Annotated in this window: 26 protein-coding genes; 14 read left to right on the forward strand and 12 right to left on the reverse strand. The window is 62.5% G+C overall.

Translation table 11 applies throughout. From position 1 onward, the window contains the following. Window positions 1-528, forward strand: coding sequence for a hypothetical protein (locus F3H98_RS09175; protein WP_149759838.1), 528 nt, complete (start codon window positions 1-3; stop codon window positions 526-528). Between the two features lie 75 nt (window positions 529-603). Here F3H98_RS09175 and F3H98_RS09180 read toward each other — a convergent pair whose 3' ends face one another. Continuing rightward, window positions 604-1,401, reverse strand: a complete 798-nt coding sequence (locus tag F3H98_RS09180; protein WP_149759839.1) for a lytic murein transglycosylase — start codon at window positions 1,399-1,401, stop codon at window positions 604-606. Between the two features lie 333 nt (window positions 1,402-1,734). On the opposite strand from F3H98_RS09180, the gene F3H98_RS09185 reads away from it, so the two are divergent. Continuing rightward, complete coding sequence (locus F3H98_RS09185; RefSeq protein ID WP_149759840.1) at window positions 1,735-2,394, forward strand: DUF1236 domain-containing protein; 660 nt, start codon at window positions 1,735-1,737, stop codon at window positions 2,392-2,394. 68 nt (window positions 2,395-2,462) lie between these two features. Here the strand turns inward: F3H98_RS09185 and F3H98_RS09190 are convergent, their stop codons facing one another. Both F3H98_RS09190 and F3H98_RS09195 read right to left on the reverse strand, forming a co-directional pair. Further along, on the reverse strand, window positions 2,463-2,966 hold the full coding sequence (locus F3H98_RS09190) for an invasion associated locus B family protein (RefSeq protein WP_149759841.1): 504 nt from the start codon (window positions 2,964-2,966) through the stop codon (window positions 2,463-2,465). Between the two features lie 277 nt (window positions 2,967-3,243). Next, window positions 3,244-3,609: a YkvA family protein gene (locus F3H98_RS09195; protein ID WP_149759842.1), complete on the reverse strand. Its 366-nt coding sequence runs from the start codon at window positions 3,607-3,609 to the stop codon at window positions 3,244-3,246. A 152-nt stretch (window positions 3,610-3,761) separates the two neighbouring features. Here F3H98_RS09195 and F3H98_RS09200 point away from each other — a divergent pair, with 152 nt between their 5' ends. Beyond that, window positions 3,762-4,280 carry a low molecular weight protein-tyrosine-phosphatase gene (locus F3H98_RS09200; protein ID WP_149759843.1) on the forward strand — a complete coding sequence of 173 codons (519 nt, stop codon included), beginning with the start codon at window positions 3,762-3,764 and terminating at the stop codon, window positions 4,278-4,280. On the opposite strand, the gene thpR is transcribed toward F3H98_RS09200, so the two are convergent. Continuing rightward, window positions 4,184-4,780: an RNA 2',3'-cyclic phosphodiesterase gene (gene thpR / locus F3H98_RS09205; protein ID WP_149759844.1), complete on the reverse strand. Its 597-nt coding sequence runs from the start codon at window positions 4,778-4,780 to the stop codon at window positions 4,184-4,186. The genes F3H98_RS09200 and thpR overlap by 97 nt on opposite strands. A gap of 146 nt (window positions 4,781-4,926) precedes the next feature. Beyond that, window positions 4,927-5,568: an arylesterase gene (locus F3H98_RS09210; RefSeq protein WP_149759845.1), complete on the reverse strand. Its 642-nt coding sequence runs from the start codon at window positions 5,566-5,568 to the stop codon at window positions 4,927-4,929. Window positions 5,569-5,632: 64 nt separating this feature from the next. Here F3H98_RS09210 and F3H98_RS09215 point away from each other — a divergent pair, with 64 nt between their 5' ends. The 4 genes from F3H98_RS09215 (at window position 5,633) to F3H98_RS09230 (ending at window position 10,579) form a co-directional block, all read left to right on the forward strand. After that, window positions 5,633-6,331: an ABC transporter ATP-binding protein gene (locus F3H98_RS09215; protein ID WP_149759846.1), complete on the forward strand. Its 699-nt coding sequence runs from the start codon at window positions 5,633-5,635 to the stop codon at window positions 6,329-6,331. A 4-nt stretch (window positions 6,332-6,335) separates the two neighbouring features. Continuing rightward, window positions 6,336-8,885, forward strand: coding sequence for an ABC transporter permease (locus F3H98_RS09220; protein WP_149759847.1), 2,550 nt, complete (start codon window positions 6,336-6,338; stop codon window positions 8,883-8,885). A gap of 240 nt (window positions 8,886-9,125) precedes the next feature. Next, window positions 9,126-9,905: a Bax inhibitor-1/YccA family protein gene (locus F3H98_RS09225; protein WP_149759848.1), complete on the forward strand. Its 780-nt coding sequence runs from the start codon at window positions 9,126-9,128 to the stop codon at window positions 9,903-9,905. A 104-nt stretch (window positions 9,906-10,009) separates the two neighbouring features. Next, window positions 10,010-10,579: a GNAT family N-acetyltransferase gene (locus F3H98_RS09230; RefSeq protein ID WP_149759849.1), complete on the forward strand. Its 570-nt coding sequence runs from the start codon at window positions 10,010-10,012 to the stop codon at window positions 10,577-10,579. 13 nt (window positions 10,580-10,592) lie between these two features. On the opposite strand, the gene F3H98_RS09235 is transcribed toward F3H98_RS09230, so the two are convergent. Then, on the reverse strand, window positions 10,593-10,979 hold the full coding sequence (locus F3H98_RS09235) for a DUF2794 domain-containing protein (protein ID WP_149759850.1): 387 nt from the start codon (window positions 10,977-10,979) through the stop codon (window positions 10,593-10,595). Between the two features lie 422 nt (window positions 10,980-11,401). Next, complete coding sequence (locus tag F3H98_RS09240) at window positions 11,402-12,151, reverse strand: DUF1223 domain-containing protein (RefSeq protein WP_149759851.1); 750 nt, start codon at window positions 12,149-12,151, stop codon at window positions 11,402-11,404. A gap of 142 nt (window positions 12,152-12,293) precedes the next feature. Between F3H98_RS09240 and F3H98_RS09245 the strand changes: the two genes are divergently transcribed. Beyond that, a complete protein-coding gene (locus tag F3H98_RS09245; protein WP_149759852.1) occupies window positions 12,294-13,196 on the forward strand; it encodes a TolB family protein in 903 nt (300 codons plus the stop codon). A 96-nt stretch (window positions 13,197-13,292) separates the two neighbouring features. Here the strand turns inward: F3H98_RS09245 and acnA are convergent, their stop codons facing one another. Then, window positions 13,293-15,986: an aconitate hydratase AcnA gene (gene acnA, locus F3H98_RS09250; protein ID WP_149759853.1), complete on the reverse strand. Its 2,694-nt coding sequence runs from the start codon at window positions 15,984-15,986 to the stop codon at window positions 13,293-13,295. Window positions 15,987-16,273: 287 nt separating this feature from the next. Between acnA and ccmA the strand changes: the two genes are divergently transcribed. The 6 genes from ccmA (at window position 16,274) to F3H98_RS09280 (ending at window position 20,146) form a co-directional block, all read left to right on the forward strand. After that, window positions 16,274-16,897, forward strand: a complete 624-nt coding sequence (gene ccmA / locus F3H98_RS09255; protein ID WP_149759854.1) for a heme ABC exporter ATP-binding protein CcmA — start codon at window positions 16,274-16,276, stop codon at window positions 16,895-16,897. Next, the gene (ccmB, locus tag F3H98_RS09260; RefSeq protein WP_149759855.1) at window positions 16,891-17,556 is read left to right on the forward strand and encodes a heme exporter protein CcmB; all 666 of its coding nucleotides are present in this window, start codon (window positions 16,891-16,893) and stop codon (window positions 17,554-17,556) included. Before ccmA ends, ccmB begins: the two co-directional genes overlap by 7 nt. 64 nt (window positions 17,557-17,620) lie before the next feature. Then, complete coding sequence (locus F3H98_RS09265) at window positions 17,621-18,385, forward strand: heme ABC transporter permease (RefSeq protein WP_149759856.1); 765 nt, start codon at window positions 17,621-17,623, stop codon at window positions 18,383-18,385. After that, window positions 18,386-18,559 carry a heme exporter protein CcmD gene (gene ccmD / locus F3H98_RS09270; protein WP_149759857.1) on the forward strand — a complete coding sequence of 58 codons (174 nt, stop codon included), beginning with the start codon at window positions 18,386-18,388 and terminating at the stop codon, window positions 18,557-18,559. Then, a complete protein-coding gene (locus tag F3H98_RS09275) occupies window positions 18,556-19,131 on the forward strand; it encodes a DsbE family thiol:disulfide interchange protein (protein ID WP_149759858.1) in 576 nt (191 codons plus the stop codon). The genes ccmD and F3H98_RS09275 overlap by 4 nt, the downstream gene beginning before the upstream one ends. 121 nt (window positions 19,132-19,252) lie before the next feature. Beyond that, window positions 19,253-20,146 carry a bile acid:sodium symporter family protein gene (locus tag F3H98_RS09280; RefSeq protein ID WP_149759859.1) on the forward strand — a complete coding sequence of 298 codons (894 nt, stop codon included), beginning with the start codon at window positions 19,253-19,255 and terminating at the stop codon, window positions 20,144-20,146. A 59-nt stretch (window positions 20,147-20,205) separates the two neighbouring features. Here the strand turns inward: F3H98_RS09280 and F3H98_RS31045 are convergent, their stop codons facing one another. The 4 genes from F3H98_RS31045 to ftsY form a co-directional block, all read right to left on the reverse strand. Continuing rightward, on the reverse strand, window positions 20,206-20,373 hold the full coding sequence (locus tag F3H98_RS31045) for a hypothetical protein (protein WP_188130377.1): 168 nt from the start codon (window positions 20,371-20,373) through the stop codon (window positions 20,206-20,208). 199 nt (window positions 20,374-20,572) lie between these two features. Next, window positions 20,573-21,187 (reverse strand): pyridoxamine 5'-phosphate oxidase family protein, encoded by a 615-nt coding sequence (locus F3H98_RS09285; RefSeq protein WP_149759860.1) that lies wholly within the window; start codon window positions 21,185-21,187, stop codon window positions 20,573-20,575. A 22-nt stretch (window positions 21,188-21,209) separates the two neighbouring features. Then, window positions 21,210-21,860, reverse strand: a complete 651-nt coding sequence (locus F3H98_RS09290; RefSeq protein ID WP_149759861.1) for a septation protein A — start codon at window positions 21,858-21,860, stop codon at window positions 21,210-21,212. Beyond that, window positions 21,861-23,741, reverse strand: coding sequence for a signal recognition particle-docking protein FtsY (gene ftsY / locus F3H98_RS09295; protein ID WP_149759862.1), 1,881 nt, complete (start codon window positions 23,739-23,741; stop codon window positions 21,861-21,863). Between the last annotated feature and the right edge of the window lie 9 nt (window positions 23,742-23,750).

Below are 23,750 nucleotides of genomic sequence, written 5' to 3' on the forward strand. Positions count from 1 at the left end.
ATGTCGCGTTGCCGGCGCGCCGCTTTCGCGCTTTTTGCGACGCTCATCGCGCCGGCCGCCGCGCAGGATTTCGATCCGTCGACACTCGACCTTGCCGGGCTGGTCGAATGCAAGGCCGACGTAAAGGCCTATAACAGATTTGCCTTCTGGCTGACCGGCAAGGAGAACGATGCGCTGCGAAAGCTCGACTGGACGGAAATGGACAGCGGCAATCCGCTGCTTGGCCAGTTCAAGCTGCCCAAGCCGGTCAACGTGTTCGGCTACGAGACCGACAGCGTCGTCTTCACAAGCTCGGGGCTGATGGCGGTACTCGACAATGTCTCGCCGCAAGGTCTCGCCGACAAACTCGGCATCTCGCCGATGACGGCTTCGCCTGACAAATTTCTCGGTGAAAAGGCGATCGTCGAAAAGAGCGAGGAAGAGGCCGGCATCACCCTGAAGACGCGCATCGCGCTCAACATTTCCACGGTCGATTCACATCCTGGCAAGACGCTGGTCGGGTGTTCCTACCAGATCGAAGTGCAGTAATCCCGGCAGTCGAACCGCTTCCCGCCAAGAAAGAAAAAACCCGGCGCAAGCCGGGTTTTGAAAGGCTTCAGGTCTTCAGAGGCCGTCGATCTCGGCGCCGATACGGGCGATCGCCTGCTGATAGACGCTTGCAGCATTCCAGCCCGCGATTGCGCCCATGTTGCCCGCATAGCCTGCGCCGGCCTGCCAGCCGTGCGCCCTCAGGAAGTTGGCGGTGGACATCAGCGCCGTGCTCTTGTCGCGCAGGTTCCGGTTGCCGACGCCATATTTTACGACATTCCCGGGCAGGAACTGGGTGTGACCAATCTCGCCATGCATGGCGCCGACCGAGCCGGCGCTCAGCGCTCCGCGATCGACCAGCTGGAGTGCCGCAACGGCGTGAGGCGTGAAGAAGCCCGGGCGGCGGCAGTCATATGCAAGCGTCAAAATGGCCGAGACCGTATTCTGCTTGCCCATGTAGGAACCGAAGCCAGTCTCCATGCCCCATATGGCGAGCAATACGCCCGGCGGCACACCGTAGGTGCTTTCGATCTGGTTGAAGAGAGCGGCATTCGACTTCTTCAACGAGCGGCCTTTGGAAATGATCGCGGCAGCGCCACGGCGCTGCATGAAAGATTCCACCGAACCGCTGAACGCCTTGTGGACGGCGCGGTCGGCCTTGATGGTTGCCGTAGCGTATTTTGCGCCGGCCAGCGCTGAAAGGCCCTTGTTCTTGACGCCAGCAGCCCTTGCCTCCTGTGCGAAATCCGCCTTCCACTGTTCGAAGCCGCTTGCGTTGTCGCCGCATTGTGCAGCGTAAGCCTCGCCGCCGGCCAGCCCAAACATGGCGCACATTGCGGCAGCAAACAGTTTAACCTTGGCAGATCGTGCCATGCTGTTCTCCTGGAGAAATTGCTTGATCATGTCCCTAATCGGGATTTTGCCCGCATTTACTTGGTTTGTCATCGTTAACATCAAGTTTAAGCCAAACCATTCCGGTGGGCGGATAGGCAAAATCCTCTTCGGGATCAAGTGCAGGAAGGTCACGGCGAATAACTTTCTGCGGGGATGCCGCTATTGTGAACGGTTGGGCTGGCGTTAGACGCCTATGACCGCGAGCCGGACATGATCGACCGCGAGTCAGCCAGGTACCGACCATTTTGGACGGAACAAAACCCTCTTAACCGGGGTTAGTGCCCTCGAAGGGGTACAAACTGGAGTGATATCATGAAACCGAAGCTCGTTGTTTCGGCGGCGGCCCTTGGCATGCTCGCTATGTCTGGCGCGGCTTTCGCCGCCAGCGCTACCGCCACCACGGATCTGAACATTCGTGCAGGACCGGGTCCTCAATATGAGGTTGTGGGCGTCGTCGGTGCCGGCCAGGCGACCGAGATCACGGGATGCCTCGACGGCAGCAAATGGTGCCAGATTGCGTCCAATGGCGGCAAAGGATGGGTCTATTCCGATTATCTGACGTCCGATTTCGGCGGTAAACAGGTCGTGCTCACCGAACGCCCGGCCAATTCCGTCACTATCCTGCCGCCGGATGGCGGTACCGAAGGCGCTGCCGTGGGTGGCGCTACCGGGGCAGTGGCAGGTGCGCTGATCGGCGGTCCCATCGGCGCCGCAGTCGGCGGCGTCGCCGGCCTGGCAGTAGGCGGGGCAGCTGGCAACGCCGCTGAACCGCCGGCGCAGGTGCGCACCTATGTCACCGAAAACCGCGTCGATCCGGTCTACCTGGACGGCGAAGTGGTGGTTGGCGCCGGCATCCCCGACAATGTCGAAATCCGTGAGATTCCGGATTACGAATACCGCTATGTCTATGTGAACGGCCAACCCGCACTGGTCGACCCCGGCAGCCGCCGCATCGTCTACGTGATGCGCTAAGGCACCGACATCGACGCAAAGAAAAGCCGGGCGTGTTGCCCGGCTTTTTCCATCTCCGACAGGCCGGGTTATTTGCAGCTGGCGATCGACTGCAGGGCGGCCGAAATGCCCTTCAGCGAGAAAATGTAGTTGGTCGGATTGCCGCGGCCGGACTTGGCGGCGATCTTCATGTCGGCGCCGCCCTTCATGGCGGCGATCAGCTGCGGCTCCTCGGCGGCGTTTTCCATCCAGGCGGATTTGCCGCGCGTGAACATCGAAAACGACTTGTTGCCAACGGTAACGGAAACCTTGGAATTGGCCTGAAAATCGTAAGACGCGATGAACTGCGGTTCGAAGGAAACGTTCTGGCCCGGCTTCTGGCTGACGAAGAAGAAGATATCCCCGTGGTCGAGCGTCGACGGTTGCTTGTCGGTCGGCACGGTCAGCACGTAGCAGACCTTGCCGTTCTGCGCCTGGTAGCTGTAGGTGCCCCACGCATTGTGCTGGCCGATCTTGGTGGCCGACTGGGCGAGCGCCGGTGTGGCCGCCGCGACCAGAACCAAGCCGGTGAGAGTGGAAATCAATCCGCGCATCGTCTCAAATCTATCCCTGTCTGTCGTGTGGCGGCGAGCGGGCTGTTCCCCGTTCAGGCCCATTTGCTTTATTTTGAATTAATCGCAGTTACCAAAGGGTGAACCATCCCGGAAAAAGGCGATTCGGATCCTCCAGTATGGTCCCCGCCGGCCACAGGCGTGCGTAGTAGTCCCTGTGACCGTCATCAAAACCCAGAAAGCGGCAAGAGTTTGACTTTTGTTTCAACAGGAAACCGCGTGTCAACCCGCTCCGAAAACGGGTTGGCGCTGCCTCTCGTCAGGCACTTTCGGCCAGCGCGCGTTTGGCGGCGGCGCGGTGGGCTGGGGTCAGATGCGCCCGGATGGTCGAGATCGCGGCGGTCAGCACGGCGATGTCGTCGGTAAAGCCGAGGCCGACGATCACGTCGGGAATGGCATCGGCCGGCATGACGAAGTAGGCGAGCGCCGCGATCAGGATGCCCTTGGCGCGCATCGGCGTGCGCGTGTCGAGCGCACAATAATAAGCGGCGACGACCTCTTCCATGAACGGCACCTGGCGCGCCGCCTTCTTAGCCGTCTGCCAGAACTTTTCGCGCACTTCCCGCTCGCGGCGGGCATTGTCGCCGCCGAAACCGAAAAAGTCGAAATTCCTGTTCTTCGCCATCGCATTTTTACTCCTCGCGCAGAAATGTGGGAATTCCTGCAGGCCCTGCAAGATGAAATCGGCATGCAGGTGCCGAATCGCCGTCGCAATGATGGAGTGTTCTTTTTCCCAACGATTTCGTGTTATCCCGGCGATAGTTCCGGAGGAAACCAATGTCGGCAAGGCCGCCCGCTTCCATTCTGTTCGTCTGCCTGGGCAACATATGCCGCTCGCCGCTGGCGGAAGGCGTTTTCCGCTCGGTCGTCGAGGCGCGCGGCATGAGCGGCAAGGTATTCATCGATTCGGCCGGCACCGGCGGCTGGCACCAGGGGTCGGCTCCGGACCCGCGGTCGATCGCCATCGCGGCGCGCCATGACATCGACATTGCCGGGCAGAAAGCGCGAAAGGTGCTGCGGGACGATTTCGAGCGTTTCGACCTGCTGCTGGGCATGGACCGGTCGAACACCGACGACCTGAGGGCCATGGCTCCGGCTCATGCGAAGGACCGGGTGCATCTCTTCCTGGAATTCGCCAACGGCAAGGCCGGTGACGTGCCTGATCCCTATTATGGGGGACCGGATGGGTTTGCCGATGTCTACCGCATGATCCGCGATGCTTCCGGCGCGATGGCTGACAGGTTGGGCTGGCGGATATCGGCGCCGCCAAGAGGCCAGGCTTCCTCGATAATGTAGGGGCCGCCGCCGACCGAATCGCGCGACGACATCAGCACGAACCGTCCCACCTTGAACGGCATGGCGGCGAAATTGCCGCGCGCCGAAAGGTAATGCGCGACATCTGCCGGGCTTGTATTCCGCAGCCGCGCCAGCGTGACATGCGGAGCGAATTTGCGGGGGTCTGATGGGATGCCGATGCGCTGGCAGATGCGCTCGATCTCGGCCTGCAGTGCGTTGAGATCGGGCGATGGCGCGGTGCCCGCCCATACCGCATGCGGTTTCTTGGAACCGAAGGCGCCGACACCGGACAGGGTGAGCGAGAAAGATGGCCGTCGCACCCGGTCCAGCGCGTTGGCGATCTCGTCGGCCACATGGCCTTCGATATCGCCTATGAACCGCAAGGTGAGATGATAGTTCTCGACATCGATCCAGCGCGCACCGGGCAGGCCTCCGCGCAGGAGGGACAAGGACATCGCGGCATCGCGCGGAATTTCGAGGGCGGTGAAAAGTCGCGGCATGGCTAACCTCCCCGAATCGAACTGTCACCCTAGCGAATCACCGAAGTAAGGCAGGAGCAAGCTGTTTGTTTGACGGTGCCGGGGGATCCAAAGTTTCGAGTCACAAGATGTTCCCCGGTGCGCTTCGCTTATGTGTCTCCTTTAGCTCAAGAATCGTTCGGCTTTGCGGCGATCAGCTTTTCGACCAACGGCAGTACGCGTTCGACCATAAGGTCGATGCCGGCGGTATTGGGATGCATGCCGTCCTCAAGCAGCAGAGTACGGTCTGCGGCGACGCCGTCGAGAAAGAATGGATAGAATGCCACATTATGTTTCTCGGCCAGGCGCGGAAAGATGCCGTTGAACGCGGCGGCGTAATCCGGCCCGAGATTGGGCGCGGCGACCATGCCGACCAGCAGCACTGCCATGCCCCGTTGCTTCAGCCGGGCGATCATGGCGTCGAGATTCTTCTCGGTCACTTCGGGCGCAATGCCGCGAAGCATATCGTTGGCGCCAAGTTCGAGGATGACCAATTGTGCGTTGTCGGGCACCGACCAGTCGAGGCGCGACAGGCCTCCACTTGTCGTGTCTCCGGAAACGCCGGCATTGGCGATCACGACATCGTGACCCTTCTTCTGTAGCGCTGCCTGCAACTTTTCGGGAAAACCTTCGCCGGGGCCGAGACCGAAGCCCGCCATCAGACTGTCGCCGAATCCGACGATCTTGTAGGGCTCGGACGATGCCGGGACAGTTGCCAGAATTGCGAAAAATGCTGCGAAAGCCAATATTGCCAACTGTTTGAAAGCCATGAAGCGCAACCCATATGACGAAAACTGTTTCCGCCTCTTCTAACCCATATAGGATCGATCCGCAGTGACAGAAGCCGTCATCGAACTGAAAGACGTGTCGTTGACGTTGGGCGAGGGAGCCTCGTCGGTTCATGTGCTGAAGGGCGTCAGCCTCGCCGTCACAGGTGGCGAGGCGACCGGTATCGTCGGGCCGTCCGGCTCCGGCAAGTCGACGCTTCTGATGGTGATTGCCGGTCTGGAGAGGGTCGATTCGGGTACGGTCCGAATTGCCGGAGAGCCGCTGAACGGCAAGAGCGAAGACCAGATCGCGGCCTTCCGTGGCCGCAACATCGGCATCGTGTTCCAGTCGTTCCACTTGATACCCAACATGACGGCGCTGGAGAATGTCGCGGTGCCGCTGGAACTTGCCGGCCATCGCGATCCGTTTGGCGTTGCCGCGCGCGAACTCGCTTCGGTCGGGCTTTCCGACAGGGTGACGCATTACCCCGGCGAGCTTTCAGGGGGCGAGCAGCAACGCGTTGCCATCGCCCGGGCGCTGGCGCCGGAACCGCGCATTCTTATCGCCGACGAACCGACGGGCAATCTCGACCAGGCGACGGGCCGGCAGATTGCCGACCTGCTTTTTGCAAAAGCCAGGGAACGCGACATGACGCTGGTGCTGGTCACCCACGATCCGGCGCTGGCCAATCGCTGCGCCCGCCAGATCGCCATGCGGTCAGGGCGGATCGAGACGCCGCCTTCCCTGCAAGCCGTGCCGGCCTAACCCCATGCCGTTCGGGCGGACATTCAAACTTGCCCTCCGTTTCTCGCTGCGCGAGATGCGTGGCGGCTTTTCCGGATTCTTTATATTTCTCACCTGCATCGCGCTTGGCGTGGCGGCGATCGGCGGCGTCAATTCGGTGGCGCGGGCGATCACTGCCGGCGTTGCCAATGAAGGCCAGGTGCTGCTCGGCGCCGATATCAGGTTCGAACTAAACCAGCGCGAGGTGACGGCGCCAGAGCGGGTGTTCCTCGACGGGCTCGGCGCGGTGGCAGAAAGCGCCTCGATGCGCTCGATGGCGCGGCTTGAAAACGGCTCCGACCAGACGCTTGCCGAGGTGAAAGCGGTCGACCCCGCCTATCCTCTTTACGGCGCACTTCAAACGGAACCGCAACTCGACCTTGCTGAACTCTTCGACGCAAAAGCCGGCGTTTATGGCGCGGCCGCACCCGACCTGTTGTTCGAGCGGCTTGGCCTGAAGCTTGGCGACCGGGTGAAGGTTGGCACCACGACCTTCGAATTGCGAGCCAGACTTGTGACCGAGCCCGACGCGGTTTCCGACGGTTTCGGCTTTGCGCCGCGTCTTCTGCTGTCGATGGAGGGTTTGCGCGCTTCAGGCCTGATCCAGCCAGGCAGCCTGGTGGAGTTCGCCTACAAGATAAGGCTGCCCGCCGGCAGCAGCGAGGCTGATCTGGCCACCATTCGCGAGCGTGCAACGGCGGAGTTTCCGCAGGCCGGCTGGAGTATCCGCACGCGCAGCAACGCCGCACCCGCGCTGTCGTCCAACATCGAACGTTTCTCGCAGTTCCTGACGCTGGTCGGGCTCACCGCCCTGGTGGTAGGCGGCGTTGGCGTTGCCAACGCCGTGCGTGCCTATCTCGACGGCAAGCGCAGCGTTATCGCCACCTTCAAGAGCCTTGGCGCCTCCGGCGGCTTTGTGTTCACCGTGTATCTCGTGCAGATCCTGCTGATTGCCGGCATCGGGATCGTTGCCGGTCTGGTCCTTGGCGCGCTGATGCCCTTCGCTGCGAGCGCAGCGCTTCGATCGCTGATTCCTGTGCCGGCCGAAACCGGCATCTATCCCGGCGCCCTGGGCAGCGCTGCGCTTTTCGGCCTGCTGGTAACGCTCGCCTTCGCGCTTCTGCCGCTCGGCCGGGCGCGCGACGTGCCGGCGACAGCGCTGTTTCGCGAAATGGGTTTCGAGGGGCGTGGCTTGCCGCATCTCGCCTATGTCCTGACCGCGCTGGGGATCGCTGCGGTGCTTGCCGCGCTTGCCATCATGTTTTCAGGCGATCGCCGGATCGCCTCGATCTTCGTCGGGGCCACGGTGTTTTCCTTCATAGTTCTGCGCAGCGTCGGTTGGCTGGTCCAATGGGTCGCGCGCAAAAGTCCGCGCGTGCGGTCGACCGCGCTTCGGCTGGCGATCGGCAACATTCACCGGCCGGGCGCGCTGACGCCTTCGGTCGTGTTGTCACTCGGGTTGGGGTTGACGCTGCTCGTCACTCTGGCGCTGATCGACGGCAATCTACGCCGGCAGATCGCCGGCAGCCTGCCAGAACGGGCGCCGAATTTCTTCTTCGTCGACATCCAGAGCACGGAGGTTGAGAATTTCACGCGGCTTGTCGAAAACGAGGCCCCCGGCGGCAAGCTGATGCGGGTGCCTATGCTGCGCGGCCGCGTTGTCGCTCTAAATGGCGTCAACGTGCAGAAGATGACAGTGCCGGCCGAGGGCGCCTGGGTGCTGCGCGGCGACCGCGGCATTACCTATTCCGACACCATTCCCGAGAACGCCACCCTTTCGGAGGGTGCCTGGTGGCCGAAAGACTATTCGGGTGAGCCGCTGGTTTCGTTTTCAGCCGAGGAAGCGAAGGCGATCGGTCTGAAGATCGGCGACACGGTGACGGTGAATGTGCTCGGCCGCGACATAACGGCCAGAATCGCCAGCTTCCGTCAGGTGGAATGGGAATCGATGGGCATCAACTTCGTCATGGTGTTTTCGCCCAACGCCTTTGCGGGTGCACCGCATTCCTGGCTGGCGACACTCAGCCTGGACAACGCCACCGCTGCCGACGAATCGCGCATCCTGAACGCGGTGACGCGCGCCTTTCCCGCGGTCACCACGGTGCGGGTGAAGGACGCGCTCGATGTGGTCAATCGTCTCGTCGGCCAACTCGGCACGGCGGTCCGCGCGGCGGCAAGCGTGGCGCTGATCGCCTCGGTGCTGGTGCTTTCGGGCGCGCTGGCCGCCGGCAACCGCGCCCGCATCCATGACGCGGTTGTGCTGAAGACGCTCGGTGCGACGCGAAAGACACTGATATCGGCCTTTTCGCTGGAATATATGCTGATCGGGCTGGCGACGGCGATCTTCGCACTGTTGGCCGGGGGCGTCGCGGCATGGTTCGTGGTGGCACGGATCATGATGCTGCCCTCGCATTTCCTGCCCGAGGTTGCGCTTGGCACGATCGTTTTCGCGCTGGTGCTGACCGTCGGGTTCGGCCTTGCCGGCACGTGGCGCGTGCTCGGACACAAGGCTGCACCCGTGCTGCGGAATCTCTGACCGGGCTGTCGCCTCCGGGCCTGGATGCTGGTTACACGGTAAAATCCATGTGAAAGGGGGTTCCCGCGTCTGGGAATGTATGAGAATCGTTCTTCACGAGGGGTTTCGGACCGTAACGGGTCTTGTCCTCGCCTCAAAGAATCATCATATTTGGCGGCAGGCATGCTGGAGTCCCGCCAGCGGCGCCTGGGTTTGTTGAAAACCCGACACCGGACGGGGCAGAAGCAACAGAGGAACTAAATGGCTGACCTTCGCAATTATCAGGCACGCGTCGCCGCCGCGGGGACCCGCGCGGATGCGTCCATCGACGAGGGCCTGCGCGCCTACATGGTCAAGGTTTACAACCTGATGGCGCTTGGCCTCGCAATCACCGGCCTGGCCGCGCTCGGCACCATGATGGTGGCCACCACCAACGACCCGTCCGCCGCCGTGGCGACGCTGGCCAACGGCAAGATGCTGACCAACGTCGGCGTCGCGCTTTATGGCTCGCCGCTGAAGTGGGTTGTCATGCTGGCCCCGCTCGGCATGGTGTTTTTCCTGAGCGCGCGCATCCAGGCGATGAGCACCTCCGCCGCGCAGACCGCATTCTGGGTCTTCGCCGGCCTGATGGGCCTGTCGCTGTCGTCGATCTTCCTGGTCTACACCGCGCAGAGCATCACGCAGACGTTCTTCATTACGGCCGCCGCCTTCGGTGCGCTGTCGCTGTGGGGCTACACCACCAAGCGTGATCTGACCGGCATGGGCACGTTCCTGTTCATGGGCGTGATCGGCCTGATCATCGCGATGGTGGTCAACATCTTCCTGCAGTCGTCTGCTCTGCAGTTCGCCATCTCGGCGATCGGCGTGCTGGTCTTCTCCGGCCTCACTGCCTACGACACGCAGAAGATCAAGGAAATGTACTGGGAAGGCGACGATGTGCTCGTCTCCGGTCGCAAGGCGATCATGGGCGCGCTGACGCTCTACCTCGACTTCATCAACCTGTTCACCTTCCTGCTGTCGTTCCTCGGCAACCGCGAATAGGCGGAACTGGACCAACTGATTCGGAAAGGGCGGCCTATAGCCGCCCTTTCTTTTTGCGCCCATCTCTGCTGCCGTTACGAGCAGAAAAACAACGTGCATAATTTATGAGCAGTATTCTGATACGTTCGGCGATAGCGACCGACCTCGATCGGATCACGGAAATTTACGCCGATGCGGTGACCAATGGCACCGCCAGTTACGAACTGGAATCACCGTCGCGGAGGGAAATGGAAGCCCGATTCGCGGCGCTGAGGGACGGCGGTTTTCCCTACATCGTCGCGGAGGATGGTGGCCGGCTTGCCGCCTATGCCTATGCCGGTCCGTTCCGGCCGCGACCGGCCTACCGATTCATTGTCGAAGATTCGATCTATGTCGCGCCCGAGGCCAAAGGGCGAGGGATCGGTCGGCTCTTGCTGGAGCGGCTGATCGTTGAATGCGAATCGGCGGGCTTCCGGCAAATGATAGCCGTGATCGGTGACGGGGGTCCGCAAAGCCCCTCCGTGAGGCTGCATGAAAGGCTCGGGTTTCGCCACTCCGGCGTCCTGGAGGGCTCCGGCTACAAGCACGGACGCTGGCTGGACACAGTGTTCATGCAATTGTCGATGAATGGCGGCAATGCGGCGGCGCCGGATCCCGAATCACTGCCGGAGCGGCGTTTCCGGGAAAAAGCTTGAAAAATCAGGCCGTTCAGGCTTCCACCAGGCGCAGCCGCTTGTCGAAAACGCCAAGCACGCTGGCGAGCTCATGGCCTCGTTTCAGGATCAGGCCGGTCGGCGCGACGACAAAGAAGGCGCCCTGCTTGCGTGCCAGCTTCGGGTTCTTGACGATCTGGAAAAGCGCCGTCTCGCTGGCGCGGCGGAAAACAGAAAACACAGCGCGATCGGCGAGATGATCAATGGCGTAGTCCCGCCATTCGTTGGCGGCGACCATGCGCCCATAGAGCCTCAGAATCAGATCGAGTTCGAGACGGTTGAAAGAAACCGGGAGCTCCATTCGTTCGCGCCTTGCCTCATGGAGCGGGATCAATATTGCGGATTCGTCCCTATCCTCCGCTCCGGCCCCGCGATCGGTCATGCAACTTGGCCTTCCATGACAATTTGGCGACAAGCGGAGTTTGCCTGTTCGTCGGGGAAATGCAAGTCCAAGCAGAGGTTGTAAGCCGGACGGTTTGTTACAGATTGTTACAGGATATCTCACGAAGCAGGACATAATGTCGGAATTGGTGATGACCGCGCCACAATATTGCCGCAAATAATCCCGGCTTTTGCCTCAATGTCTGACGAACATCCCCTTGTTGCCTGAGACGGTTCGGTCCGGCACCGGCTCCGTAAACCCCAAGCCCCCCGCCCACGGGGCCATGGCCGGATCGAACCAACCCGGGCTTTCCGTGTGGAAAGCCTGGTGCGACGATCCCAAATCCTTGCGACCGGTGTCAGTTTGCCTGGCGCCGGTTTTTCTTTGCCGGGTTCCCATTGGAAAGGGAATAACGGCTGGTATCACATGCCGGGAAGCTTGATGACGGTAGCGCCCAGTATTGGCCCCGGCGTGCCATCCTTGCCGGCGGATTGCAGCAGCACCGCACAATTGGCGCCCTTCTTGGCCATGTCACTGACCGGCATCTCGAAGCGGGTGGGATCGCCGCGCCACATGCCGGCGGTCTGGATCTCTTTCACGGCATTCCAGTAGCTGACGGTTTTACCGGTGTTTTCGCCGCGTGTGATGACGACCGGTTTCACCTGGTCGTAATAGACCAGTACGACACGCGCCTCCTCGGCGGGCTCGTTAGCCGAATCAACCTGGATGACGACGCTATCCCCTGAGCGTGTCGCGGAAACGCCGACCTTCATTCCTATGCCGGCCTTTTCCATGCCCTCGAGCGCGTCGGAGACTTCGGAACGGATCGCACCATTGACATGGGCACGTCCGTTGATGACGGCTTGCGGCGTGTAGACCGAGCGGGTGCCGAACGATTTCATGTAGTCATATTGGCGTTGCGTGCCTTCGGCCGAACCCAACGTGTCCTGCCAGCCAAGATAGTCCCAGTAATTGACGTGGTAGGCGAGTGCGACAACACTGCCTTCCCGCGCCAGATCGGCGAACACGGCGTCGGCAGGCGGACATGAACTGCAGCCCTGACTGGTGAACAATTCGATCACGCCGCGCGGTTTTTGCGGCTCCTGCGCCGCGGCAAGGCCCGGAAGGACCAACGCCAGGGCGGCCAGCCCGAAAAATCTGCCCAAGTCCATAGCAATTCCAACCCTTGCCGGCTTCGCGGCTGTTATCGTTGCAAAACAATTGACAGAAGCCGGTCTCAACAGGAAGTCACGTTGCGGTGAGAGATTTGGACGCAACCGAAAGGCGCTCGTGATGAGGATTTCGAAGAAAAGCATGCGTCCCGACGCAGGCGCGCGACGGCTGCAGGCCGATCAGATATCGGAACTGGTGGTGATCGATCGCGACGGCGCGCAGCCACGTCTTGTCTACGACACCCGCGAGCTGATCGAAGCGCCTAACTGGACACCGGACGGCCAATGGCTGGTCTACAATGGCGACGGTCGTCTCTTCCGCATTTCGCCGGACGGCGGCGACGGGCCGCATCGCATCAACAGTACGCCGGTCGAGAACCTCAACAACGATCATGTGATCGCGCCGGACGGGCAAAGCATCTTCGTCAGCGCCAATGATGGCCATCTCTACGTGTTGCCGATAGCCGGTGGCGAGCCCGCCAGGGTCTCCGGAGACAATGAGAGGTCAGGCGGTTTGCGCCACTATCTGCATGGCATCTCGCCCGACGGGGGCTCGCTCGCTTATGTCGGGCTGGAGCGCGGGCCGGAAGGCCATTCTACAACCTGGATCTGCACCATGCCGGCGACGGGCGGCGCCAGCGCCTTTCTCACTGACGGGGGTTGCCCGGTCGACGGACCGGAGTTTTCTGCGGACGGAGAGTGGATCTATTTCAACTCGGAAGCGGCGGCGACGCAACCCGGCCACGCGCAGATATTCCGCATGCGCCGCGATGGCAGCGCAGTGGAGCAGCTGACCCACGATGCGCGGGTCAACTGGTTTCCGCATCCATCGCCGGATGGCTTGCTGGTGGCATATCTGAGCTATCCCAAAGGGACGACCGGGCATCCCGCTGACCGCGAGGTGATCTTGCGCGTAATGGATCCGGAGGGGAAGGACGGCCGCGATCTCGACGCCTTCAACGGCGGCCAGGGTACGATCAACGTCAATTCCTGGTCGCCCGATTCGCGCTACCTCGCCTATGTGCGTTATCCCCGCTACGGCTGAGCAGGCGAACATGAAGGGTGCGTCCCGCCGATGGAAGAAGGCCCGCGATGAGATCGCGGGCCTTCTTCATTTCAGCGATTGCGTTCGGCTTTGCCCTCAGGCCGCGAGATCGCGCAGAACGTATTGCAGGATGCCGCCATTCTTGAAGTAGTCGAGCTCGTCCAGCGTATCGATCCGGCAGAGGATCGGCACGTTCTTCACCGTGCCGTCGCCATAGACGATCCTTGCCTGCATCTTCTGGCGCGGCTTGATGTTCTCCAGGCCGTCGATGGTCACTGTTTCGTCGCCCTTCAGGCCGAGCGAGGCCCAGGAGGTGCCTTCCTCGAAGACGAACGGGATGACGCCCATGCCGACCAGGTTGGAGCGGTGGATGCGTTCGAACGACTGGGCGATGACGGCGCGCACGCCGAGCAGGTTGGTGCCCTTGGCCGCCCAGTCGCGCGACGAGCCGTTGCCGTATTCGACGCCAGCGAAGATGACCAGCGGCACGCCTTCCTTCTTGTACTCCATCGCGGCGTCGTAGATCGAAACCTCGTCCTTGGTCGGGTAGTGGATGGTGTAGCCGCCTTCGCGGCCATTTTCGCCCAGCATGTGGTTGCGGATGCGGATATTGGCGAAGGTGCCGCGCATCATAACCTCATGATTGCCGCGCCGCGTGCCGTACTGGTTGAAGTCCGCGACGCCGACGCCATGGTCGGTGAGGTACTTGCCGGCCGGCGAAGCCGCTTTGATCGAACCGGCCGGCGAAATGTGGTCGGTGGTGATCTTGTCGCCGAACAGGCCGAGAACGCGGGCGCCCTCGATCTTGCCGATAGCGCCGGGCTTGGAGCCCATGCCGACGAAATAAGGCGGATTCTGCACATAGGTAGAATGGTCGTCCCAGGTGTAGGTCTGGCCTTCCGGCGCCTGCACGTTCTGCCAGTTTTCGTCGCCCTTGAAGACGTCGGCATATTTGCGGGCGAACAGCTCGCGGGTGACGTTTTCGGCGATGAATGCGTCGATCTCCTGGCTCGAGGGCCAGATATCCTTCAGGAACACCGGATTGCCATCGCGGTCCTCGCCGAGAGGCTCGGTGGTGAGATCCTTGGTGACGGTTCCCGCCAGTGCATAGGCGACCACCAGCGGTGGCGAAGCCAGGTAGTTGGCCTGAACGTCGGGCGACACGCGGCCTTCGAAGTTGCGGTTGCCGGAAAGCACGGCAGCACCGATCAGCGCCTTGTCGTTGATGGTTTTCGAGATCGGCGCCGGCAGCGGGCCGGAATTGCCGATGCAGGTGGTGCAGCCGAAGCCGACAAGGTTGAAACCGATCTGGTCGAGTTCCTTCTGCAGGCCCGACTTGTCCAGATATTCGGCGACCACCTGGCTGCCGGGAGCGAGCGAGGTCTTTACCCAAGGCTTCTGCTTGAGGCCGAGACGGTTGGCGTTGCGGGCAAGAAGGCCGGCGGCCATCAGCACGCTCGGGTTCGAAGTGTTGGTGCAGGAGGTGATCGCCGCGATGACCACGTCGCCGTGGCCGAGATCGTAGCTGGCGCCCTCGACGGCGTAGCGCTTGGCGGTGTCGACGGTCTTCTTATATTCGGTCTCCAGCGCTTTGGCGAAGCCGGAGGCGATGCCTTCCAGCGGAATGCGGCCTTCAGGCCGCTTCGGGCCCGCCATCGACGGCACGACGTCGCCGAGGTCGAGTTCGAGCAGATCGGTGAAGACCGGATCCGCCGAGCCCTTGTCACGCCACATGCCTTGCGCCTTGGAATATTCTTCGACAAGCGCGATGCGGTTTTCGGCGCGGCCGGACATGGTGAGGTAGCGGATCGTCTCGGAATCGACCGGGAAGAAGCCGCAGGTGGCGCCATATTCCGGCGCCATGTTGCCGATGGTGGCGCGGTCGGCCAGCGTCATGTTGGAGAGGCCGGGGCCGAAGAACTCGACGAACTTGCCGACGACGCCCTTCTTGCGCAGCATCTGGGTGACGGTGAGCACGAGGTCGGTGGCGGTGACGCCTTCCTTGAGCGCGCCCGTCAGGCGGAATCCGATCACTTCGGGGAGAAGCATGGAGACGGGCTGGCCGAGCATCGCTGCCTCGGCCTCGATGCCACCGACGCCCCAGCCGAGCACGCCGAGGCCGTTGACCATGGTGGTGTGCGAATCGGTGCCGACGCAGGTGTCGGGATAAGCGACGATGTCGCCGTCCTCGCCAGTCAGCGTCCACACCGTCTGCGCCAGGTATTCGAGATTGACCTGGTGGCAGATGCCGGTGCCGGGCGGCACGACGCGGAAATTGCGGAACGCCTGCTGACCCCACTTCAGGAATTTGTAGCGCTCTTCGTTGCGCTCGTATTCGAGCTCGACGTTGCGAGCAAACGCCATCGGTGTGCCGAACTCGTCGACGATCACGGAATGATCGATGACCAGGTCGACCGGCACCAGCGGATTGATCTTCTGCGGGTCGCCGCCCAGAGAAGCCATGGCATCGCGCATAGCGGCCAGGTCGACGACGGCGGGAACGCCGGTGAAGTCCTGCATCAATACGCGGGCCGGACGGTAGGCGATTTCGACGCCGGCGGTGCCCTTGTCGGTGAGCCAGCCGGCGACCGCCTGGATCGATTCCTTGGTGACCGAGCGGCCGTCCTCGTTGCGCAAGAGGTTCTCCAGCAGAACCTTCATCGAATAAGGCAACTGGGCGATGCCGGTGAGACCGTTCTTCTCGGCCTCGATCAGGCTGTAATACACATACTCCGCGTCACCCGCCTTGAGGGTGCGACGGCAATTGAAACTGTCGAGCGATTTGGCCACGTGCGATCCATCCTTGTCTGTTCAGCCTGAAAGGGAACGGACTCCGATGGGCATGCAATCACGCGCAAAGGTGCGGGTACGGCCATTTCCGCTGTCCGCTCCCAAGCAACCCGAGCCGTTCAAGGCGGCGCGTGCGCTGGTTCGGCGCAAATTCGTTTGCCACGCCGACCGCTGGCGTGGTTGTTGCGCATATAAAGAGTTTCTTGGAAGAGTTCCAGAGAGATAAAACGCAATTTTGCTGCGATGCGAAGCTGCTGCGACGGATCGCCTTGGACGATGGGGAAAGCATGCGGCTGATCGCCGAAAATCTCAGCGGCGAGCGTGGCGGCGAGGCGGTTTTTGCCGGTGTCGGTTTCGATCTGGCCGCCGGCGAGAGCCTGACCGTCACTGGCCCCAACGGCGCGGGCAAATCGACGCTGCTGAGAGTGATCGCCGGGCTTCTGCCGACGGCGGCAGGTAATGTACGGCTCGACGGCGGCGGCGAGGAATGGCCGACGGTGGCTGCGTCCAGTCACTATCTCGGCCACCAGAACGCCATGAAGACGGCGCTGAGCGTGGCCGAGAATCTGCGCTTCTGGCAGGATTTTGCCGGCCAGCCGCAGCTTGGCGTCGGCGAGGCGCTGGAAATGGTGGGGCTCGGTGGTCTCGACCACCTGCCCTACGGCTACCTTTCGACCGGCCAGCGGCGCCGCGCGGCGATCGCCAAGCTCCTGGTCAGCTACCGCCCGATATGGCTGCTCGACGAGCCGACCGCCGGGCTGGACAAGGCATCCGAAGCCCAGTTTTCGGCGCTGATGCGGGTTCATCTGGAAGACGGAGGGATCGTCATCGCCGCAACGCATCTGCCGCTCGGGCTTGAGGGAGCGAAGACGCTGGAGATGGGAGGCTCACCCTCCCCTATGCCATGCTAGCACTCTTCTTCCGCGACATCAGGCTTGGTATCCGCGCGGGCGGCGGGGCGCTGACCGGCGTCCTGTTCTTCCTCGCCGTCATCGCGACGATCCCGTTTGGCGTCGGCCCGGATCTCAACCTGCTTTCCCGCATCGGTCCGGCCATACTCTGGATCGGCGCGTTGCTTGCCAGCCTGCTCGGCCTCGACCGGTTGTTCCAGGCCGACCGCGAGGATGGCTCCCTCGACCTTCTGATCCTCGCCGAGGGCCGGCACATGCTGGCGTTCACGGTCTTCGTCAAATGTCTGGCGCACTGGACGGCGAGCGTGCTGCCGCTGGTGGTAGCAGCGCCCTTCCTCGGCCTGTTCATGAACATGAAGCCGGCCGGCATCGGCGCGGCGGCGCTGACGCTTCTCGTCGGCACGCCGGCCATCACTTTCATCGGCGCGGTGGGGGCCGCAGTCACCGTCGTGCTGCCGCGCGGCGGCCTGCTCATTTCAGTTTTGGTGCTGCCGCTGGTGATCCCGGTGCTGATCTTCGGCGTTTCGGCAAGTTACGCGGCGGTGGCCGAGCCTGATCCCTTCCTGCCGCCTTTCCTCATTCTTGCCGCGCTGACGTTGTTTCTTGCCGTCATCGGGCCGGTGGCCGCAGCTCTGGCGCTGCGCTATGCCGCAGACTAGACCCGACTATTATACGAGACCGGTCGATTGCGGGCAGGCCTGCCGCCCTCTATTTTGAAACACGATGAGCCAAAGCAGCGCAACGATCAGAAGTTTTGCCGACCTCGCCAACCCGACGCGGTTCCTGGCGCTGGCCGATCGTTTGGTGCCGTGGTTCGGCGGCATCGCCGCGGTGCTTCTTGCAATCGGCCTCTATATGGGCTTCACAGCGCCCGAAGACTTCCAGCAAGGCATCACCGTGCGCATCATGTATATCCACGTGCCTTTCGCCTGGCTCGCCATGATGTGTTACACGCTGATGGCTCTGTCGGCGCTCGGCACCCTGGTGTGGCGGCATCCGCTGGCCGATGTGGCGCTCAAGGCCGCCGCCCCGGTCGGCGCGGTCTTCACCGCTCTGGCGCTGATCACTGGCTCGATATGGGGCAAGCCGATGTGGGGCACCTGGTGGGTATGGGACGCCCGGCTGACCTCTGTGTTCGTACTGTTCCTGATGTATCTCGGCATCATCGCGCTGACCCGGGCGCTTGACGATCCGGCGCGTGCCGCCCGCGCCGCCGCGATCATCACGCTGGTCGGCTTCATCAACATCCCAATCATCAAGTTTTCCGTCGACTGGTGGAACACGCTGCATCAGCCGGCCTCTGTGTTCCGGCTCGACGGGCCGACCATTCATCCAAGCCTTCTGTGGCCGCTGCTGGTGATGGCGCTGGGGTTCACCATGCTGTTCTTCACACTGCACCTGATGGCGATGCGCAACGAGATCTGGCGTCGCCGTGTCTCCGCCATGCAGCGCGTCGAAGCACGCCGCGCCGAGCGGCAGGGCGCGTAGATGTCAGCGCACGCACTTTATGTCGCCGCCGCCTACGGCATTTCGGTGCTGGCGATCGCCGGCCTGATCGGCTGGATTCTTGTCGATCAGCGGGCGCGAAAGCGCGAAGCGGCCGATCTCGAGGCAAGCGGCGTGCGCCGCCGCTCCCAGCGCAAGGCCGGGACAACGGCATGAGCGTGCAACCCGACAGCGCGCCGAAACCGCGGCGGATCTTTGTCCTCCTGCCGCTGCTCCTGTTCCTTGGACTTGCCGCGGTGTTTTTCGCGCAACTGATTTCCGGCCGCGACATTTCTGCAGTGCCGTCCGCGCTGATCGGGCAACCCGCACCGCAGACCAGCTTGCCGCCACTGGAAGGCAGCAATCTGCCCGGGCTCGAATCGGCGGATTTCGCCGGCAAGGTGACGCTGGTCAATGTCTGGGCCTCGTGGTGCGCGCCCTGCCGCCAGGAGCACCCGCTGCTCTACGAGCTTTCGCGGGACCAGCGCTTCACCATTGCCGGACTGAACTACAAGGACCGCCCTGAAAACGCCCGGCGTTTCCTAGGCGAGCTCGGCAACCCGTACAAGGCGATCGGCGTCGACGATGCTGGCCGGGCGGCGATCAACTGGGGCGTCTACGGCGTTCCCGAGACCTTCCTGGTCGGCAAGGACGGCAAGATCGCCTACAAACATGTCGGGCCGCTGAGCCCGGAATCGATTGCCGGGGAAGTGATGCCGCAGATCGAAAAGGCGCTCGCGGCGCAATAATTCTGCCTGCAATCCGCTTTCGCCCCGGGGGCGTGCGAATCGCTCGATTTTCCAATACGTTCTCATACGGTCGCTTGGGAGAGGGCGCCGTAACGGCGCATGCGGCCATGGGGAGGCATTCATGCAGGACAGTTCCGCGCTCATCATCTTTCTGCCGCTCGCGCTCGGCATCATCATGCTCGGCCTCGGCCTGTCGCTGACGGTTCAGGATTTCCGCAATGTCGCGGAAAAACCCAAGGCCGTGATTGTGGCGCTGATTTGCCAGACGGTCATCCTGCCGCTGGCCTGTCTCGGCGTCGTTTATTTCTTCGGGCTGGAGCCAGCGCTTGCCGTAGGCATGATGCTGCTTGCGGCGAGTCCAGGTGGCACCTCGGCCAATCTCTACAGCCATCTGGCTGATGGCGATGTGGCGCTGAACATCTCGCTGACGGCGATCAATTCTGCGTTGTCGATCGTTACGTTGCCGCTGATCGTCAACTGGTCGCTGGCGCATTTCTTCACTGAAGGGCAGGCAATCCCGCTACAGTTCGCCAAGGTCTTGCAGGTGTTTGTCATCGTGCTTGGCCCGGTGCTGATCGGCATGTGGGTGCGCAGCCGATTTCCGGCTTTCGCCGAGCGCATGGCGCGCCCGGTGAAGATTTTCTCTATGCTGTTCCTGTTCGCTGTGGTGGCGGTGGCGCTGATCCAGGAATGGCAGACGCTGCTGATCTGGGGGCCGATCGTCGGTCTCGCCACGCTCGCCTTCAACCTGATCAGTCTTGGCGTCGGCTATTTCGTACCTCGCGCGGTGGGCATCGAAAAACGCCAGGCCACCGCCATCGGCATGGAGATAGGCATCCACAACGGCACACTGGCCATCGCAATTGCGCTGAGCCCGCTGCTGCTCAACAATGCGACGATGGCCGTTCCGGCGGCGATTTACGGGCTAATAGCCTTTATGACCGCGGCGATCTTCGGATACTGGCTGAAAAAGAGGCAGACGGGCGCGGTGGCCGAAGGTAAGGCGGCGCACTGAAACAGTGCGCCGCGCCCCGCGCCCCAAGAGCCGGGCGGTTCTCCGCCGGCTCCGGACCGTCATTTTCCGTAGATATCCAGATAAGCGTGACGCAGCATTTCGCCGCGGTCGGCGCCCATGTCGGCGAGGTCGCGCTGGGTCAGCGACTGGATTTCCTCGACCATCCGGTTGTAGCGCGTGCGCTTGGCCAGACGGCTTCTGGCGTTATTGAGCAGAGATGCAATCATGGCGGTTTCCTTTCATGGCCTGTCTTGCGACGGCCGCAGTGAACCTCCCTTGTTACAGTCTGTAATATTGGCCTTATCATGCTGCGATGCAATATCGGATAGTGCAACGCAGCAATGCACTTGCCGCATGGCTGCGCGCCAAGCTATGCACAAATTAGAAGCAGCTTGATGGAGATAGCGGCAATTCCGGCGGGCCGGCCTACCACATCGATTTTTGGTAGGCCTCGTCGAGCCAGCGGTCGGTCTCGCCGGCGCACTGGTCGAGCACCAGCTGGTCTTTCAATATCTGGCCGAGCGTCGGCAACATGGCGCGGTCGGGCCAGCTTTCGGGCCGCCACAGTTCGGAGCGCATGAACGCCTTGGCGCAATGCATGTAGGCCGCCTTCACTCTGACGACGATGATGCTGATCGGCGGCTTGCCGTCGTGGGCAAGCCGCTCGCGCAAGGTCGGATCGGCCGTGATCCTGGCTTCGCCGTTGATGCGCAGCGTCTCGTTCATGCCTGGAATCAGGAACAGCAACCCTATCGCAGGGTCGCGCAGCAGGTTTTCCAGTGTGTCGAGCCGGTTGTTTCCCGGCCGGTCGGGGATGGCGATGGTGGTGTCGTCGAGGACTTCGACAAAGCCAGGCCGGTCGCCCTTCGGCGTCACATCGGCATTGCCGGCGCCGTCGGTCGAGCCGATCAGCACGAACGGGCTCTTGCCGATGAAGGAGCGGCAATGGCCGTCCAGCCGCTTCAATTCCTTGCGGACAGCGTTTTCACCAGGTTGCTTGTATAGGCTGCGCAACTCTTCCTGTGTCGAGATGAATTGCATCAGGCCTCTCCCGGCTTGGCGTCTATTTGCGGATCCGCTCATCCAGCGAATGGCGCATGATCAGCGGCATCTGGCTGAAGGTGAACAGAAGCGTGATCGGCATGATGCCCCAGACCTTGAACGCCACCCATGTATCGGTCGGAAACGAACGCCAGACGACCTCGTTCACAAGGGCCAGGAACAGGAAAAACAGACCCCAGCGCAAGGTGAGCTTGCGCCAGCCCTCGGCGTCCAGCCGGAACGCCGAATCGAAGACGTAGCCCAGCAGCGACTTGCCGAAGAAAAGGCCGCCGAGCAGAACGCCGCCAAACAGTGTGTTGACGATGGTCGGCTTCATCTTGATGAAGATGTCATCCTGCAGATAGAGCGTCAGCGCGCCGAACACGAAGACCACGACGCCGGACACAAGCGGCATGATCGGCAGCGTGTGGGTGAGTAGCCAGGACACTGCGAGCGCAATCGCCGTCGCCACCATGAACAGGCCCGTGGCGATGAAGATCGGTCCGCCGAGTTCGGCCAGAGCCGGAAACCTTGTCGCCAGCCATTCGCCACGCGTGTTGGCGAAGAAGAAGATCATCAACGGCCCGAGCTCCAGCGCAAGCTTCAGCAGCGGGTTGATTTCTTTCCTCTTCGGATCGGAAGGGTCGCGTTCGAGAATGGGTTCGTTCGTCACTCATGCAACTCCCGCGATCGCCTTGGCGAAATCGCTAGCCGAAAAGGGTTCGAGGTCGTCGACCTGCTCGCCGACGCCGATGAAATAGACCGGCAGTTTATGCTTGGCGGCGATCGCCACCAAGATGCCGCCGCGCGCGGTGCCGTCGAGTTTTGTCATCACCAGGCCGTTGACGCCGGCGACATTGCGGAAAATCTCGACCTGGTTGAGGGCGTTCTGGCCGGTGGTCGCGTCGACCGTTTGCAAGACGGTATGCGGCGCTTCCGGATCGAGCTTTCCAAGCACGCGCACGATCTTTTCCAGCTCGGCCATAAGCTCGGTTCTGTTTTGCAACCGGCCTGCGGTGTCGATGATCAGCACGTCGGAGCCGGCTTCCTTCGCCTTTTCGAAGGCGTCGTAGGCGAGGCCCGCCGCATCGGCGCCGAGCTTCGAGGCGACCACCGGCGAGCCGGTGCGTTCACCCCAGATTTTGAGCTGTTCGATCGCCGCGGCGCGGAACGTGTCGCCGGCTGCCAGCGTCACCGAAAGGCCGCCGCTCACCAGCTTGGCGGCGAGCTTGCCGATGGTGGTGGTCTTGCCGGTGCCGTTGACGCCGACCACCAGGATGACATGCGGCTTGTGCGACAGGTCGAGCTCAAGCGGCAGCGCGACAGGGCCGAGCACCTTTTCGACCTCCTGCGCCATGATGGCGCGGACTTCCGACTCCGACACGTCCTTGCCATAGCGGCCGGACGCCAGCGAATCGGTAATTCGGATCGCCGTTTCCATGCCGAGATCGGCGCGAATCAACACATCTTCGAGATCCTGCAGCGTATCTTCGTCGAGCTTGCGCTTGGTGAAGACGCCGGCGATGTTGGACGACAGTTCCTTAGACGAACGCGACAGGCCCTGCCGCAGCCGCTGGAACCAGGTGGTTTTCGGGGCGGGCTCCGGTGCCTTCTGCAGTTCGGCCTTTTTCTCGACGGCCTTGGAGACGGTGACTTTGCCTTCGGCGGGTTTGGTCTGCGGGGCCGGAGTGACAGATGCTGCAATCGATATCTCGGCGGCATCCGCCGGGAAATGCCCCTCTCCCCGCAACAGCGGGGCGAGGGGGGCGTCAGCGGAAGTGCTTGGCGGCGCTTCCGGCAATGCCGAAGGAGGTGAGGCGGGAAGGCGATCGGCTTCTTTCTTTCCGGAGGGAAGGTCCGGCAGTGGGGCGACCTCGGAAATCTCAATGGCTTCCGGCTCGGGCGCGATTTCGCGCAGCACCGGCCGCGTCTCGAGCGGCGGCTGGCGCACGGGGGGTGGAACTTCCGCCGGCGGCAATTCTGGCTCGGAGGGCTCGGCCGGCTCGGGAACTTCTACTGGCGCCGGCTCAGGCGGCTGCGACGGAGCGGGAACCTCTTCCGGTGCCGGTTCCGGTTCGGGCACGGCAGGCGGAACCGGAATCTCGACCGGCGCTGGTTCGGGGGCTTCCGGAGCAGGAACCTCCTGGGGCGCGGGTTCAGGGGCTGGCGGAGCTTCCGGCTCCGGGGTCTCCGCCGGCTGAACTTCCGGCTCGGGCTCGGTGGGGATTTCCCGCGGAGCGGGTACGGGCCCCGGCGCTGGAGCAGGAATCTCGACAGGAGCTGGCGCCGGTATGGCCGGAGTTGGCGCGGGCGCGGGTTCCTCTGGCGTCGGTTCGGGTTCGGCCGGGGCGGGCGCCGGCTCTTCTGGCGGCAGCGGCGGCAGGACGTCCGATCCCTCGACGGGCTTCGTCTCGACTGGCGGCTGCGTCTCGGCCTTCAGATCCTTCAGCGCCTCGAAATTCAGCGGCGGCAGCGGCGCCGTTTCGTCGATCTTTTCCTCGATGACTTCCTTCTTGCCGAAGGAAAAGACTTTCTTGATGAACCCAAATGCCATGCGTCGGTC

Origin of the sequence: Neomesorhizobium albiziae, from assembly GCF_900114255.1 — a bacterium.
Lineage (GTDB): Bacteria > Pseudomonadota > Alphaproteobacteria > Rhizobiales > Rhizobiaceae > Neomesorhizobium > Neomesorhizobium albiziae.

Excerpts from the sequence above, each read along its gene's own strand:
- F3H98_RS09220 (WP_149759847.1), top strand. The coding sequence starts at position 6,336 with ATGCCGTTCGGGCGGACATTCAAACTTGCCCTCCGTTTCTCGCTGCGC.
- F3H98_RS09210 (WP_149759845.1), bottom strand. The coding sequence starts at position 5,568 with ATGGCTTTCAAACAGTTGGCAATATTGGCTTTCGCAGCATTTTTCGCA.
- ccmA (WP_149759854.1), top strand. The coding sequence starts at position 16,274 with ATGCGGCTGATCGCCGAAAATCTCAGCGGCGAGCGTGGCGGCGAGGCG.
- F3H98_RS09180 (WP_149759839.1), bottom strand. The coding sequence starts at position 1,401 with ATGGCACGATCTGCCAAGGTTAAACTGTTTGCTGCCGCAATGTGCGCC.
- F3H98_RS31045 (WP_188130377.1), bottom strand. The coding sequence starts at position 20,373 with ATGATTGCATCTCTGCTCAATAACGCCAGAAGCCGTCTGGCCAAGCGC.
- F3H98_RS09190 (WP_149759841.1), bottom strand. The coding sequence starts at position 2,966 with ATGCGCGGATTGATTTCCACTCTCACCGGCTTGGTTCTGGTCGCGGCG.
- F3H98_RS09240 (WP_149759851.1), bottom strand. The coding sequence starts at position 12,151 with ATGGACTTGGGCAGATTTTTCGGGCTGGCCGCCCTGGCGTTGGTCCTT.
- F3H98_RS09245 (WP_149759852.1), top strand. The coding sequence starts at position 12,294 with ATGCGTCCCGACGCAGGCGCGCGACGGCTGCAGGCCGATCAGATATCG.
- ccmD (WP_149759857.1), top strand. The coding sequence starts at position 18,386 with ATGTCAGCGCACGCACTTTATGTCGCCGCCGCCTACGGCATTTCGGTG.
- thpR (WP_149759844.1), bottom strand. The coding sequence starts at position 4,780 with ATGCCGCGACTTTTCACCGCCCTCGAAATTCCGCGCGATGCCGCGATG.
- F3H98_RS09230 (WP_149759849.1), top strand. The coding sequence starts at position 10,010 with ATGAGCAGTATTCTGATACGTTCGGCGATAGCGACCGACCTCGATCGG.
- F3H98_RS09275 (WP_149759858.1), top strand. The coding sequence starts at position 18,556 with ATGAGCGTGCAACCCGACAGCGCGCCGAAACCGCGGCGGATCTTTGTC.
- F3H98_RS09225 (WP_149759848.1), top strand. The coding sequence starts at position 9,126 with ATGGCTGACCTTCGCAATTATCAGGCACGCGTCGCCGCCGCGGGGACC.
- ccmB (WP_149759855.1), top strand. The coding sequence starts at position 16,891 with ATGCTAGCACTCTTCTTCCGCGACATCAGGCTTGGTATCCGCGCGGGC.
- F3H98_RS09265 (WP_149759856.1), top strand. The coding sequence starts at position 17,621 with ATGAGCCAAAGCAGCGCAACGATCAGAAGTTTTGCCGACCTCGCCAAC.
- F3H98_RS09200 (WP_149759843.1), top strand. The coding sequence starts at position 3,762 with ATGTCGGCAAGGCCGCCCGCTTCCATTCTGTTCGTCTGCCTGGGCAAC.
- F3H98_RS09185 (WP_149759840.1), top strand. The coding sequence starts at position 1,735 with ATGAAACCGAAGCTCGTTGTTTCGGCGGCGGCCCTTGGCATGCTCGCT.
- F3H98_RS09280 (WP_149759859.1), top strand. The coding sequence starts at position 19,253 with ATGCAGGACAGTTCCGCGCTCATCATCTTTCTGCCGCTCGCGCTCGGC.
- F3H98_RS09195 (WP_149759842.1), bottom strand. The coding sequence starts at position 3,609 with ATGGCGAAGAACAGGAATTTCGACTTTTTCGGTTTCGGCGGCGACAAT.
- F3H98_RS09285 (WP_149759860.1), bottom strand. The coding sequence starts at position 21,187 with ATGCAATTCATCTCGACACAGGAAGAGTTGCGCAGCCTATACAAGCAA.
- F3H98_RS09235 (WP_149759850.1), bottom strand. The coding sequence starts at position 10,979 with ATGACCGATCGCGGGGCCGGAGCGGAGGATAGGGACGAATCCGCAATA.
- ftsY (WP_149759862.1), bottom strand. The coding sequence starts at position 23,741 with ATGGCATTTGGGTTCATCAAGAAAGTCTTTTCCTTCGGCAAGAAGGAA.
- F3H98_RS09175 (WP_149759838.1), top strand. The coding sequence starts at position 1 with ATGTCGCGTTGCCGGCGCGCCGCTTTCGCGCTTTTTGCGACGCTCATC.